We start from the raw sequence: 13450 nt of genomic DNA on the forward strand, positions 1-13450 counted from the left end.
CAGGACCAGCTACTCTGAAGAGATTAACCCAGTTACAAATAAGTGATGGATTATTTATACCTTCTTGTAAAGCAATGTCATTGTACGAGAGTTCACTTGTTAAGTATAATTCTACAACAAATATCTTTTTTTCGAAAGAATATTCTTTATTTTTTCTTGAGCGAAGTAAGGCTTCATCTCCATATTTCTTATATTTAGATACCCAAACTTTAATATTAGCCTCTGATTTAATACCATACTTTTTCGCTAATGGTATGTATCCAATACCTCCATTTAGGTACTCTAATACTACTTTCTTTTTTAATTCAAATGTATATTTTGACATAAAAATACCGACCTCCAAAAAGTTAGATTTTTGGTCTAACTTTTTGGGGTCGGTACATTTTTTGGGTTGGTTATTTTCCTATTATTTAGTATAAACTGAAACTCGTTCTTTAATATTAGAGTTTGCTTCGATAATGTCTAATAGTGCACTAGCATAATCTGCATAACTAACATAACTAACGCCTTCTTCGTTAGTAGTGAAGATTTCACCAGCTATACCATAGTTATTAGTTTTAGGGCCATCTTCAACAAAGTCAGCTGCTGGACTGACAAATGTCCAATTAATATTTTCTTTTGTACGAAGTAAATCAAGTTCATCTGCTTGAGCTTTTGCTAAAGGTTTAAATACCTCAGGAAATTCTGGTGATTCAAATAGTTTAGTAGCTTTTGAACTATCTAAGTATAAACTACCAGCCCCACCAACGATAAGTAAGTGAGTGTTTGTTCCATCTAATATTTCTGAGAAGTGCTCGACTGTTTTAGAATGTAAAGATAATGTATCTGGATTAAATGTCCCAAATGCACTAACTACTACGTCAAAACCTGTTAAATCTGCTTTAGTTAACTCAAATAGATCTTTGTTAATTACTTTAGATGCTTCTGATTTATTTTCTGAACGTACTACTGCTGTTACATCATGATTTCTTTCAATTGCTTCTTTAACTATTAATTTACCTGCTTTTCCATTTGCTCCAATTACTGCTATTTTCATTTTTAATTCCTCCAAAATTGTTTGTTGTTATACTAATATAATAGCATGTATAAAAAATAAGAAAAGTACGCACTTTTTTGTATCATAGTTACTTTAAAGTAACATTTGTATCATATAGCGTAATTTTTAAAGAAAAAAATAAAAGAAATGTATAACTTGAAAATAAGATACATTTCTTTAATGATTAATATTTAACTATCTCTGTTTAGTACTTTTTTTATTTTTACGAAGTTGTCTTACTAGAAAACCAATACCTTGCCCACACAAACTAAAGAAAATATATAATAAACCATAAATTAGAATATCAAAATTTAATATAATTAGACAAGATAATAGATAAAAGGCTCCTACGAGAATAGAAAATAAGTAGCTAAAATCCTCTTTATTATATGCATATAGAAAAGATATAATGAAATTGACAATTGGATATAAGAAAAGAAGTAACCATATTATCATTCCTGATCTATTTGATATAAAATAAGAACACAGAGGAAGTATTATAAATAAAAAGAAAGAAAAAATTAAATAGGGTACTTTTTCTAAAAACTTCTTCATTGTCTGCCTCCTAATATAGTGTTATTCTATCATATATCTTTTTAAAAAACAAATTGTGTGCCGCTTTAAAATAGGTTTCTAGATTTCTAAAAATAGGTAAAGGATATCTTGAAAAATAGTGAAGTTATATGAGCTAGTTAATTGACTAAAATGAACTTGTAGTATAAAGTGTTATTATTAAAAAATGGAGGTATGACTATGTCATTTGAAGATAAAATTAATCAAGCTAAAGATTCAATAAAAGAAGGTTTAGAAAAAATTACTGGAGATGAGAATATCGAATTAGAAAATGTAGTATCAAAAGTAAAAGAAGTAGCTGAAGATTCAAAAGGTAATGTTGAAGGTGCTATTGATACCGTAAAAAACTTATTTAAAAAAGATTAATTTTTAAAATTATAAAAAAGCTCTATATTTTTTGTGGTTGTTAAATAACTATAAAGATTATAGAGCTTTTTATTGTTGAATGTATAAGAAATAAATAGTTATATATGATAAGTGAAATCAATTAACGTTGAAAGTTTTAGAAAAAAAAATTTAAGTTTATTATTAAATTTAATATATTCTATAAATTAGATGTATTTTTTATTATTTGAATATACAAATATATATTTATTTTATAAAGGTTTATTAATTAGCAAGAAGAAGCTATAAGTAAATTAAAAAATAATAATATTTAATTGAAATTATTTCTATAACTATTTTAGGAAATTTCAAGGATTATAAGATAATATAAGGATATAGAATATTATCACATCAATATTGCGAGCGTTTTCGTTGATTAATACCGTTTATTCATATATAGTAATAATTAGATAGATATTTGTATGATATTTAAAAATTGGGACAAACAAAGTAAATATCTAAATAATTATAGGGAGGTGTTATTATGACATTAGAAGGTGGAGTTAGTGTACCGGCAGAAGAAAAGATAAATGTATCTAAAGCTGTAGAAGAAGTTGAAGATAAAAAAACAAATGAAGAGATTAATAAAATCGCCGATGAGACTAAGGAAGTATTAAAAGAGATTGGTGAAAATAAAGAAAATAATTTATTACAATAACCAAGAATAATTTAATTAAATTAGGAGGTAAAATTATGTCATTAGAAGAAAAATTAGAACAAGTAAAAGGTTCAGTTAAAGAAGGTCTTGGAAAATTAACTGGAGATGAAAAAACAGAAAAAGAAGGAGCTGCAGAAAAAGTAGTTTCTAAAGTAAAAGAAGTAGCAAAAGATGCGAAAGATGCTGTAGAAGGTGCAGTTGATGGTGTAAAAAAAGCTATAAAAAAAGATGAAGAGTAAAATTACTAAAATAAATAATTGATTTTCCTTTCATTTAATTAAGCTCTATCAATCTTTTAACAAGTAAAGCTGTTATAAAGATTATAGGGCTTTTTTATTGTTTTGAATTAGTTTGCAATGAGAATAAGTTCACAAAATACGTAAATTTCTAATGTGTGGGTAAATATGGGACAAAGCGCAAAATAAAAAGCCTTAAACGTAGATACTTTAAGGCTTTTCTAACTTTATTATTAATTATCTTGCACATATCAAAGGGATTAAGGTAATTTATTAATTAAGATATTAATAAGATAGAGTTATATACTAGTTTTTTTACGTTTTTTAAAAATTCTGTATTATATATGCTGTTATATTGACGATTTTTTTATCTATAGAAAGTAAAAAAGTTTCTTGAAGTATTCTTTTAAGTTAAATGTATTTACTATAAATTAGTGAGTAACTAGGATTAAATTCATTTTTTTCTAAATCTTCATCTTTTTTCTTTTGTTCAATTAAATATAGAATGCAGTTGAGGTCGTGTCTTATAAAAATTGGAAATGGAATTTTATTAGGTACTGTATATTCAAAGTCGTTAAACTCATTCTTTTCCACCTTCACATTGACATTTAATATAACCTTCTCATTGACATTTAATTTATCATTATTATTTAACTGTTTGGTCGCCTCCAAGTTTATTTTAACATATTTTTTTGATAGTTTTATTACTTTTAAAGTATAGACTATCTTTGCTTTCCAACGTTGATCTGTATAAGTAAATATTTCATCAGGATAACTTCTTAGTAATTCTTCTTTAGTTATACACACTAAACATACATCTCCTTTTTTTAGTAGTTATTGTTTATATTTTTTACTGACTAACAACACAATGCACTTCATATAGTTATGATGAAGGGTTATTGTATTTTCATTATCAGTACATTTAATTCATTGTCACCACGATAATTTTCTATTAAATTAAATCCAAACTCTTTATAAAAATCCAAAAGTTTTTCACTATCTTCACACTCTACCCATACATATTTCACATTTACAACCTTAACAATATCTACTAGCATTTTATATGCTATTGCTAATAATTTATTTCCTGTTACTTCTTGTTTTATGCTATCATCTAAATTATAATTTTTTCCAAGCTGTCCAATTAGATAACTATTAATCTCTACGAAATTTTCCTCTCTCCTACCATATTTCAATAATTTTTTCTTTTGAGTATTTGATAATTTCTCAAAATTCTTTTTAGTCATCTTTAATGGTCTATTTGCAAAAGAAAAATAACCAACAAGTACTGGTTTTTCTAACTCTACAAATGCCAAGTGCGTGGTTGCCCAAGCCATATTTTCAAAGTTAATAGCTTTATTATGTAAAAAGCACTCCACATCATTTTGTTCGTTTGTTTCATGATTTGGAATGCTTTTAAATTCTTTTAATATATTTTGTACATCCTCTTCAGAGAATGTATTTAATAAATCTTGAAGTCCGACTACATTAATCTCCATTAATTTTCCTTTCTAGTAGCTGGTTTTTTAAAAAGATTCACTATATCTTGACTACTTCTTACTATTTTAATATTAGAAATATCCTCTAAGTTTGGTTTTTTAATATTTTCAAGAGCATTCAAAAGGCTATCAGTAGATTTTCTATTGAATTTTAGAGTAGTATCAAAACTTTTTGTTGCCATCAGAACGCACCTCCTCTTTCTCTTTTTCTTTCTATTATTATTATACCTGTTTATCTTGTTATGAGTCAATATAAAAATATGTCCCAAGGCAAATTCATTTCCCGGAAATAACCCGATAAAAGGAGTGTTTTTTTATGAAATATAAAGTTGTTATTGTAATCACTTTGTATATGATATTATTCCTACATTTTCCAACATTTATATGGAGAATTTGACAAGTGCTGACAAATTGTTAAAGCTATTTTAAGCTTTGAATTTTACTCATAAGGTAATTAGCCTAACACTATATAGAATGCGCTCAGAATTGAAAATACAAGCTAATTCTGGTATAATAGATATAGCTTTCTTATAAGAAAAACAAGCCGTGTTTTGTGGTACATGGCTTGTTTTTAATTTTATTAATTATATTTACAGAATGTTCTAACTAATTCCTGACATGCTGTTTCTAGTTGCTTCTGAGCATAAGTAAAAGCATAAGGAGAGTAGGGGGCGCATTCACTTTCTATTAGTGGGATACTTTCAATTTCTCCAAGGTAAGAATTTACTTTCGCTTTAAGTGGCTCGATAGTCTGAGTTTTTTCTTTACCATCTTTCTGAAGTTCAGTTAGCTTCTTGTTTGCATACTTAACTGCATGATTAATAACTTCATCCAGGAGTGAAGATTTTCTAGAGAGAAACTCATTTTCTTCTTTTGTAAAGAACTCTCTTAATTTAGACAATTCCATTATTAATTTTTTCTTTTGATCATTAAATTCTTTTTGGATATCCTCCTTTGTTGCTCTTAAGGTATTAATCTTAGTTATAGCTTCGGTCTCTTTAGTCTTTAGATCGACCTTATCACTAATTGAAAGAGTAGCGCTATTTTTACTTTGAATAGTTTCTAATTCTTTAGCGGCATTATCTATTCTGTTATCTATCTCCTTAATCAATTCATCATTGTTAGCTTCTAGCTGTTCTAGTTCTGTAATTTTATTTTGAATTCTTTCCATAATATAAACCTCCTATTTATTTCTAATGTTGTAACTATTTGCTATGTCAGTAATACTTTCAGACTTGTTGCTTTGATGTAATGAAGCAATATCATTTCTTAACTCTCTGATTTCTTCTAGAGCAATATCTTTGCTTTTAGAAGAAAAGTCCTCGTCTTTAAATTCAGAAAGTGTAGCTATTATCTTATCATCTTCAATTCCAACGTCTAGCATCCTTCTTATTAATTTATCTAATATACATTATTTTTATTTAGTTATTATATTAATATGATTTTCTTCAACAGTTTTAATTTATTATTATATGCTATGTGTACAGTTAAATTAGTTTATAAAAAATACTTAATACTATTTCAAAATTAATTTAATAAATATTGTTTTATAATATGGTTTGTGATATCATTTATTATATAAGGAGAGGAGATTTCATGAGTAATATAAATAATTTCGGAAGAAATTTATACAAATAAAGAAAACTAAAAAACTTAAGTAAGATGGATCTAGGTATAGAGTTAGGTTTATATGGTTCTGATATAATCATGTATGAAACAAACCAGCGATAACCTAAAAAAGATTGTATAGAAGAGATTGCTCTTTTTCAATGTATCAACAGATGTTTTGTTAAAAATAGAAATTTTGAATAATTGTAAAATTAGAGAATTAAATAATTCTAATAATAATATATTAGAGGAAGAGTTCGCTCTTAATAATAAAGGGGATCATGGAATATTAGATGGTAATATTGGTAATTTATTAGATGATGATAAGCATACTGCATTTAAAATAGTTGTAAGTTTACTTGGGAAGCCTTACGCTAATATCACGAAATATAGATGAATTACAAGAAAAAATTACATTTTATCAAAATAAAGAAAAATTAATACAAAAAATTGATAAAATATAAGAAAAGTATAGTTTATCTAATATCGATTCAGATGAATTAAAATATGATTTAGATAGATTACAAACATTAATATTAAATAATAACTACATTATTAAAAAATATTTACTAGAGAATTGGGAAATGTAAGTTAATATACAAACCACATAATATAGCCCCTGTAACAAAGTACGGTAATGTTTATTTTGAATTTAATGAGGGGAGTGGATTATATAGTCACAAAAAAATAATAAATATTTGGAAGTTAATCCAAATACGAGATTTCCAGATTATTTAAAAAATAAAAATCCAATTAATTTTATTACAGAATAGGGAATTTTATATTGAGAGGAAAAATGAAATGGAGAATTTAACGGGGAATGATGTACTAATACTTCATTATATAGCAAAACGTAGTAAAGCTTCAGAATTATATCAAACATTTTGGAAAAATGACTACTTTAATGATAATGAAAAATCACTTAATAATTTATTAGATAATGGCTATATAGAAATGAGGTATGATGAAAGAATATCATTAAATAAACTTAAAGTTGAAGAATTAAAGGAAATATTAGTTAAAGGTGAATTAAAAGTAACAGGTAAAAAGAATGATTTGATAGAGAGAATTATTGAGGAATGTGATAAGAAATATTATCAAAGGTATCTCGAATTAGAAAGATATATAACTGATAAAGGAGAAAGTCTTCTATCTAGAACAAAATTTGTTTTAGTTGCTCACAGCAACAATATTGCTTATCCTGTGGATATTTACAACTTTTATCTTAGTAATCAAAACTCAGATGAATTAGATCTTATATGTGACTTTATTGAATGTAAAGTGAGGTTTGATAAAGAGACTAAAGAAATAAGTGATAATTCTTATTTGTATCACCAATTAAGTCAAGTATCTAATATTTATAATAATCAAGATAAGCAACTGTATTATTTATTAAAATCATGTTATGAGTTCTTATCCACGGATACTCCATATCTTCGTTTAATAAACATAAAGGAATTTAAAAACTATGTAAATAGATTAAGTTTCCACACAAAAGATATAAGTCTTTTATTACAATCAAATCAAGACTTAAAAGAAAATATGGAATCATATATAAACAGTTTAGAAAAAACTTATTATAATAATTACTTTAATAATGATGAAATAAAAAACCTGATTATTGCGTTTTGCTTAAAAAATTCCTATGAAGTTGATAGAATTATAGTGAATATTTATAAAAGAAATCAAGCTGAAGGTAAATTTAATGGTAGTATAAGTGAGGAAATACAACAAGAGAATGTTAGAATTGAGTTTGAAGAAGATAAAAAAGAAAAAATAGGTTTTATGGATAAGATAAAATCATGGTTTAATGGCTAATAAAATTATACAATAAAGGAGTGATTAAATGGAAAGATTATATAATGTGATTTTAGAAATTATATCTGATCTAATGATGGTTATATTTGTTTTGGTTAGTATGCTTGTAGTATTACTAGTCGTTAAAAATTTTGTTATAAGAGTATTCGAAAAAATTAAACAATTTAAAAATAAAAATGTGATTATTATATTTGTGATAGCTAATATAGTTTTACTTATGCTTTTGTATAGTAAAAAAATATTGAAATTTCTAGGAATGGAAACAGAAAGTTCTATGAAGGAGATTGCAGAATTTTTGAATTTTCCGTACTTAGAGCAAGTATCATATTTAATTTTTTATTTTATTGAAATAATTTGTATTATTATATATTTTATATTTTGTAAAGTAATTGCAGAAATAATATTTAAGAGAATAAATCTTAAATATAAAATATCTGAAAGCAAATCTAGACACTATGTTTTAATCTTTTTTATAGTCTTTTTTATAATCTTTTTTATAATCTTGGTTAAAATCTTAGGTATGCTACTAACCAATTACGTTTATAAAAAACTTGCATGGTTATGGTTAATTTTTCTATTTAGGTTTTTATTTATTGTTTTATTTAATTTTATATTTTTGTTAATATGTTTATTAGTTACTACTGCAAAAAAAACAAAAAATTATAAAAAAGATGACAAATCATTGTCTGAAATCAAGAATAAATTTTCAAAAATAATAACTGATGGAGCTAATGGGGCAAGTATCGATAAATTGTGTATTGATCTTGAAAGTATTTCTGATAAAGATATATATAAAGTTTTAAAAAGTTTTAATACTCCGTCATTATTAGGTTTAAAATATATTTTGCAACAAGATAAAGAAAGAATAAAATTTAAGATATGGGAAAAAATGAAATCTATAGTTAAAGTTACAGCAATTGCTCCAGTTCTTAAACTTTTAAAAGATTCAAAGATATTTAATTCTAATGAGTTTATTAATTTTATTGAATCCCAAAAAAATAATATTAAAATAATGGTTGCTGTGACAATTATATTAATATGTATGTTGTTAATAGATAATTATATAAGTAAAAATAAAGTACGAAGAATTATATCGCCTAATTATTTATTATTGTTGATAGACGACATTCTCGAGTTGAAAAAAAGAGAGAAAAAATTGAAGAAATATATTTAATAAAAATTATTGAAAAAATAGGTAAGAGAGAAAAATGACAAGTAAGGGATAGGTGGAAAATAAAAAAGCACCAGTAAAAAATACTAGTACTGAAAAATGATAAACAAGTTTGATATTATAGTAACTCTATTATATCATATAAATGGTGTAATAACAAGGTTTGTAAGCTTACTTAAAATCGATACCCATTTAAACGGTGTATAAGCACGCTGTTTATCTTGGGGTAATTATATTAAAAATTATTTTAGACGTCTTCACGTTTGAAATACGAGGTGTTTTATAGAATAAATTTATTAATTTCTTTGATATGCGCTAGATAGAAAGGAAATGATAAAAATGATAAAAATGATAAAACAATATACTAAAAAATCTAATGGAAAAAACTATTATATGGTATATATTTATCTTGGAAAAGATGAGGTTACTAGAAAAGATAGGTATACTACTAGACGTGGCTTTAAAACTAGAAAAGAAGCTTTACTATGTGAAGCAAAAATTAAAACTGAAATAGCTAATAATGGCTTACTGAATACTGATGTTACAACATTTAAAGAAATATATGAGTTATGGTATGAAGGATATCAACATACTATAAAAGAAAGTACATTACTTGTTAATCAACATATATTTAATTTATTACTTGATAAAATGGGAAATATGCAATTGAAAAAGATAACTCTACCTTATTGCCAAAAAGTGATAAATGTGTACAGTAAAACTTTTTCTCTGGCTGTTCTCAAAAAAATAAAGATCTATGGAAGCATGATTTTAGACTATGCTGTAAAAATGAAGGTTATTTATACTAACCCTATGAAAGATGTCTTATTACCTAAGAAAAATGATGATATAACTTCAGATGATAAGGATACATACTATTCTAAAGAAGAATTAAGAGAATTCCTTACATTAGTTGAGAATGAGCAGGATATAAAGCTAACTGCAATGTTTAGGGTGTTGGCTTATACTGGTATTCGTAAGGGTGAATTACAGGCTCTAGAATGGTCTGATATTGATTTTACCAACAATATAATTACTGTTAACAAGACTTTAGCATTGAATACAGATAAAAAAGTAGTAGTGCAAACTCCTAAGAGTAAAAGCAGTATTAGAAATATTAGTATAGATGAACAAACTGCTAATATTCTGAAACGTTGGAAAATTAAGCAAAAAGAGAAATTCATAATGGTAGGCACACGGGTAAAGAAGTATCAACCTTGTTTTACTGAAGAGGTATCAAATTCATATTTATATCTTAACTTCATGAATACCAATTCGAAGCGCATATGTAAGAAGAATGATTTTAAACAAATTAAAGTTCATGGTTTCAGACACACACATTGTAGCTTACTGTTTGAAAGTGGGTTTACCATTCAAGAAGTTCAAGATAGGTTAGGTCATTCTGACTTAAAAACAACAATGAGTATTTATGCTCACGCAACTGAAAAACAAAGAGATAATATGGCTGATAAGTTTGCTAAATTTATGGCTTTGTAACAGTTACATTGTCAAAACATTGTCAAACGGCAAAACAAAAAGCCTTAAACGTAGATACTTTAAGGCTTTTCTAATTTTATTATTTAGTTTCTCTGTGTAAAGTCACTTTTTTTAATCTTGGACAGTATTTTTTAAGTTCAATACGGTCTGGATTATTTCTTTTGTTCTTTTTAGTAATGTAGTTTCTATCACCACATTCAGTACAAGCTAATGTTACATTTACGCGCATTAATATAACCTCCTATAAAATTTAATCTTAACAACTTTTTCATACAACAAAATATATTATACCACTAGTCAATAGATATTTCCAGTGAAAAGTTAAAGTTTTTTTACTTTTTTTAATGGTTATTAATAATAGTTTATTTTATAATCAGCAACAATATTTGTAATATATAAGTTAGTAAATAACATAATAACAGTTATATAGTTATTTTTAATGTTATGATATGATGTAACTATAGAAGAATATAATAGATATGAAGTAATGTTGCCTATAGAGAAGAAGATAGTAAAAAAATAATATAGTTAAAAATATGATAAATGAAAACTTTAATTAAATTATGAGAAATTAGATTGATGTGATATAATGAAGATAGGTGATTATAATGAAGAATCAAAATAAAAAAATAATAAAAGAAAGAGAGTTAGATAAATTATTTAGAAAAATTTTTGATAATAAAATAATGAAAAATATAAAAGATGATATAACATTTATATTATTATCTTTGGGAGTAGGTAGTATAAGTTATTTTTATTTAATAAATTATCTACAAAAAAATATAGTTAATAAGGTTAAAGATTTTATGGATAATATTGATACTGTTAGTGCTGTATCCTATAATAATACTGGCTATTTAATAGCAGGATTTATGATTATAATATTATCGATATTATTTTTAAATAAATCAAGAAGAACAAGATATTTAATTTTATTTTTTATAGCTTCCATATTTTTTGGGGGGATAAGTATATTTGCTATATTAATATTAGGAGAAAAATTATTTTTTTCAATACTTTGTTTATTATCAATTAGTTTATTAATATATGTATTAATAAACGCTTTAAAAAACATATATGGGTGGTTGAAGATTGATAAAAGTAAAGATAATCAAATAGATGTAGCCAAACTTACTTTCATATGGGGAGTTATAATTTTTCTTTATAATTTATTAAAATAAGAAAATGATAAGAAAAGGATATCAAATAGTAGAAATAATATTAGTGATAATATCCCTAGTGTTTCTATTTAAATTATATAATTACAAACAATATTTAACTGAAAAAATAATAGAGAAAAAATTTGGATTAATAAAAGAGGCGATTTTAATCGTAAAAGAGCCATATTATTTTCATTATTTAATATGTGGAATAGGAATATTAATAATGCTGATGGGTTTTATTTATTATTGTATAAGATATGAACAAGATAGTGGATTAAGTCTAGTCATTATAGTTATATTTAATATAATATTAACAATAATAGTGTTGTGGGTTTTTTGGAGTCCTATATTGACTACATTGTGTATAATTGGTGTAATAGGGTTACTGGCAATAAAAGGTATATGATAATTCTTGAGAATATGATAAAAATAAATATAACTATATTATAAATAGATTAGTAATGTTTTTAATGGCGAATTCCCAGTGATATTAGCTAATATATTGTTTTGTGTTAGATTAATAAGATAATCCAATGAAAATAAAAAATTTATAGTGCTATGAATAAAATATTAAATGAGAAAATTAAGAGTTAATAATAATTAGGGTATGAGTATTATATAGTTAACACTATTGTATATCTATATTCAAATGATGTAGCAGAATCAACAATAAAAATTATTTGTAGTGCTGTAATGATGCTTAAAATCTTAGAATAAGTGTATTTATTATAAGTAGTTTTAGTGAAGAGATAATGAAAAGAGACAAGAGGCTATTAGAGTATGGCGACAGAGTAATTAAAATAAAATATTAAATTAAACCTGTTAATATAGTAAAGATAAAAAAATTTCTATATTGATAGGTTTTATTTATCATTAGGGATTGAAAAAAACAAAAACAAGAAAAAACTCATAAAAAATTGATTTAGGCTAATAAAATCAATAATTTATGAGTAAAAATATTTTAATTATTACATAAATATTTGTTTATGGAGAATTAATATAAATAAAAGATTATTCTCCGAAAACTTTATAGTAGTCTTGTTTAAATTTTTCAATACCAATATCAGTAAGTGGATGTTTAATCATTTGTTTAATAACGCTGTAAGGAACTGTAGCTATGTCACATCCCATTTTAGCACATTCAACAACATGAATTGGATTTCTAACACTAGCTGCGATGATTTCTGTATCAAAATCGTTGTTAGCAAAAATTTCCACGATTTCTTCAATAAGGATTAATCCGTTATGAGAAATATCATCTAGTCTACCTAAGAATGGAGATACATAAGTAGCTCCTGCACGAGCAGCCAGTAAAGCTTGGTTAGGGCTGAAAATTAATGTAACATTTGTTTTTATGCCTTCTTTTTTAAGGACTTTAACAGCACGTAATCCATCTTCTGTCATAGGAATTTTTACAACCATATTAGGGTGGATTTTAGCAATTTCACGAGCTTCAGAAACCATATCTTCCCAATTAGTAGTAGTAGCTTTAACCTCTCCACTAATAGGTCCATCAACTATTTCTGTGATTTCTTTAATTACCTCTTTAAAGTCTCTCCCTTCTTTTGCGATTAGTGAAGGATTTGTAGTAACCCCACAAATAACTCCTAAATCATTAGCAAGGCGAATGTCATCAACATTTGCAGTATCTATAAAAAATTTCATTTTTTAACTCCTTTCATTTCTCTCTATAATAGATAATAGCATATAATGAAAACAATTTCAATTATGTATATATCCTAATAAATATGAGTAAGTAATAATTGTATTTTAAATAGAATTTTTATCAAATATTGTACTAAAAAGG

The 13450-nt window shown here is 25.1% G+C and carries 17 protein-coding genes; 8 read left to right on the top strand and 9 right to left on the bottom strand.

The genetic code is table 11. The features are described 5' to 3' along the window. Together T369_RS09395 and T369_RS0102145 are read right to left on the bottom strand one after the other, a co-directional pair. On the bottom strand, positions 1-325 hold a 325-nt coding region (locus T369_RS09395), incomplete at its 3' end, for a helix-turn-helix domain-containing protein (protein ID WP_031551134.1). A gap of 81 nt (positions 326-406) precedes the next feature. Beyond that, positions 407-1036 carry an NAD(P)-dependent oxidoreductase gene (locus T369_RS0102145; protein ID WP_031551138.1) on the bottom strand — a complete coding sequence of 210 codons (630 nt, stop codon included), beginning with the start codon at positions 1034-1036 and terminating at the stop codon, positions 407-409. A gap of 753 nt (positions 1037-1789) precedes the next feature. On the opposite strand from T369_RS0102145, the gene T369_RS0102155 reads away from it, so the two are divergent. The 3 genes from T369_RS0102155 (at position 1790) to T369_RS0102165 (ending at position 2890) form a co-directional block, all read left to right on the top strand. Continuing rightward, the gene (locus tag T369_RS0102155; RefSeq protein WP_031551145.1) at positions 1790-1975 is read left to right on the top strand and encodes a hypothetical protein; all 186 of its coding nucleotides are present in this window, start codon (positions 1790-1792) and stop codon (positions 1973-1975) included. 502 nt (positions 1976-2477) lie between these two features. Next, entirely contained in the window at positions 2478-2651 is a 174-nt protein-coding gene (locus T369_RS09260; RefSeq protein WP_155835426.1) for a hypothetical protein, read from the top strand. Between the two features lie 35 nt (positions 2652-2686). Next, positions 2687-2890 (top strand): CsbD family protein, encoded by a 204-nt coding sequence (locus tag T369_RS0102165; RefSeq protein ID WP_031551148.1) that lies wholly within the window; start codon positions 2687-2689, stop codon positions 2888-2890. Positions 2891-3298: 408 nt separating this feature from the next. Here T369_RS0102165 and T369_RS0102170 read toward each other — a convergent pair whose 3' ends face one another. The 5 genes from T369_RS0102170 to T369_RS0102190 form a co-directional block, all read right to left on the bottom strand. Then, positions 3299-3694 carry a hypothetical protein gene (locus tag T369_RS0102170; RefSeq protein ID WP_031551152.1) on the bottom strand — a complete coding sequence of 132 codons (396 nt, stop codon included), beginning with the start codon at positions 3692-3694 and terminating at the stop codon, positions 3299-3301. An 89-nt stretch (positions 3695-3783) separates the two neighbouring features. Next, positions 3784-4386, bottom strand: a complete 603-nt coding sequence (locus T369_RS0102175) for a hypothetical protein (protein WP_031551155.1) — start codon at positions 4384-4386, stop codon at positions 3784-3786. Then, a complete protein-coding gene (locus tag T369_RS0102180) occupies positions 4386-4568 on the bottom strand; it encodes a hypothetical protein (RefSeq protein ID WP_031551158.1) in 183 nt (60 codons plus the stop codon). The genes T369_RS0102175 and T369_RS0102180 overlap by 1 nt, the downstream gene beginning before the upstream one ends. A 398-nt stretch (positions 4569-4966) precedes the next feature. Then, entirely contained in the window at positions 4967-5557 is a 591-nt protein-coding gene (locus T369_RS0102185) for a hypothetical protein (RefSeq protein ID WP_031551162.1), read from the bottom strand. A 12-nt stretch (positions 5558-5569) separates the two neighbouring features. Next, on the bottom strand, positions 5570-5770 hold the full coding sequence (locus T369_RS0102190) for a hypothetical protein (protein WP_031551165.1): 201 nt from the start codon (positions 5768-5770) through the stop codon (positions 5570-5572). A gap of 420 nt (positions 5771-6190) precedes the next feature. Here T369_RS0102190 and T369_RS0102195 point away from each other — a divergent pair, with 420 nt between their 5' ends. The 4 genes from T369_RS0102195 (at position 6191) to T369_RS0102210 (ending at position 10480) form a co-directional block, all read left to right on the top strand. Continuing rightward, the gene (locus tag T369_RS0102195; RefSeq protein ID WP_162164960.1) at positions 6191-6391 is read left to right on the top strand and encodes a hypothetical protein; all 201 of its coding nucleotides are present in this window, start codon (positions 6191-6193) and stop codon (positions 6389-6391) included. A 404-nt stretch (positions 6392-6795) separates the two neighbouring features. Next, entirely contained in the window at positions 6796-7812 is a 1017-nt protein-coding gene (locus T369_RS0102200) for an SAP domain-containing protein (protein WP_031551171.1), read from the top strand. Between the two features lie 682 nt (positions 7813-8494). Next, positions 8495-8986: a hypothetical protein gene (locus T369_RS09315; protein ID WP_162164961.1), complete on the top strand. Its 492-nt coding sequence runs from the start codon at positions 8495-8497 to the stop codon at positions 8984-8986. A gap of 336 nt (positions 8987-9322) precedes the next feature. Continuing rightward, the gene (locus T369_RS0102210; protein ID WP_233417871.1) at positions 9323-10480 is read left to right on the top strand and encodes a site-specific integrase; all 1158 of its coding nucleotides are present in this window, start codon (positions 9323-9325) and stop codon (positions 10478-10480) included. A gap of 79 nt (positions 10481-10559) precedes the next feature. Here T369_RS0102210 and rpmG read toward each other — a convergent pair whose 3' ends face one another. Further along, the gene (gene rpmG, locus T369_RS0102215; RefSeq protein ID WP_003145675.1) at positions 10560-10709 is read right to left on the bottom strand and encodes a 50S ribosomal protein L33; all 150 of its coding nucleotides are present in this window, start codon (positions 10707-10709) and stop codon (positions 10560-10562) included. 379 nt (positions 10710-11088) lie between these two features. Here rpmG and T369_RS0102220 point away from each other — a divergent pair, with 379 nt between their 5' ends. Next, entirely contained in the window at positions 11089-11661 is a 573-nt protein-coding gene (locus T369_RS0102220) for a hypothetical protein (RefSeq protein WP_031551177.1), read from the top strand. Positions 11662-12654: 993 nt separating this feature from the next. On the opposite strand, the gene fsa is transcribed toward T369_RS0102220, so the two are convergent. Beyond that, the gene (fsa, locus tag T369_RS0102230) at positions 12655-13308 is read right to left on the bottom strand and encodes a fructose-6-phosphate aldolase (RefSeq protein WP_031551184.1); all 654 of its coding nucleotides are present in this window, start codon (positions 13306-13308) and stop codon (positions 12655-12657) included. Positions 13309-13450: the final 142 nt, after the last annotated feature.

The organism is Gemella sanguinis ATCC 700632, from assembly GCF_000701685.1.
GTDB lineage: Bacteria > Bacillota > Bacilli > Staphylococcales > Gemellaceae > Gemella > Gemella sanguinis.

Coding starts and splice junctions, on each gene's coding strand:
- T369_RS0102145 (WP_031551138.1), bottom strand. CDS start 1,036: ATGAAAATAGCAGTAATTGGAGCAAATGGAAAAGCAGGTAAATTAATA.
- T369_RS0102155 (WP_031551145.1), top strand. CDS start 1,790: ATGTCATTTGAAGATAAAATTAATCAAGCTAAAGATTCAATAAAAGAA.
- T369_RS09260 (WP_155835426.1), top strand. CDS start 2,478: ATGACATTAGAAGGTGGAGTTAGTGTACCGGCAGAAGAAAAGATAAAT.
- T369_RS0102165 (WP_031551148.1), top strand. CDS start 2,687: ATGTCATTAGAAGAAAAATTAGAACAAGTAAAAGGTTCAGTTAAAGAA.
- T369_RS0102175 (WP_031551155.1), bottom strand. CDS start 4,386: ATGGAGATTAATGTAGTCGGACTTCAAGATTTATTAAATACATTCTCT.
- T369_RS0102180 (WP_031551158.1), bottom strand. CDS start 4,568: ATGGCAACAAAAAGTTTTGATACTACTCTAAAATTCAATAGAAAATCT.
- T369_RS0102185 (WP_031551162.1), bottom strand. CDS start 5,557: ATGGAAAGAATTCAAAATAAAATTACAGAACTAGAACAGCTAGAAGCT.
- T369_RS0102190 (WP_031551165.1), bottom strand. CDS start 5,770: ATGCTAGACGTTGGAATTGAAGATGATAAGATAATAGCTACACTTTCT.
- T369_RS0102200 (WP_031551171.1), top strand. CDS start 6,796: ATGGAGAATTTAACGGGGAATGATGTACTAATACTTCATTATATAGCA.
- T369_RS0102210 (WP_233417871.1), top strand. CDS start 9,323: ATGATAAAAATGATAAAACAATATACTAAAAAATCTAATGGAAAAAAC.
- rpmG (WP_003145675.1), bottom strand. CDS start 10,709: ATGCGCGTAAATGTAACATTAGCTTGTACTGAATGTGGTGATAGAAAC.
- T369_RS0102220 (WP_031551177.1), top strand. CDS start 11,089: ATGAAGAATCAAAATAAAAAAATAATAAAAGAAAGAGAGTTAGATAAA.
- fsa (WP_031551184.1), bottom strand. CDS start 13,308: ATGAAATTTTTTATAGATACTGCAAATGTTGATGACATTCGCCTTGCT.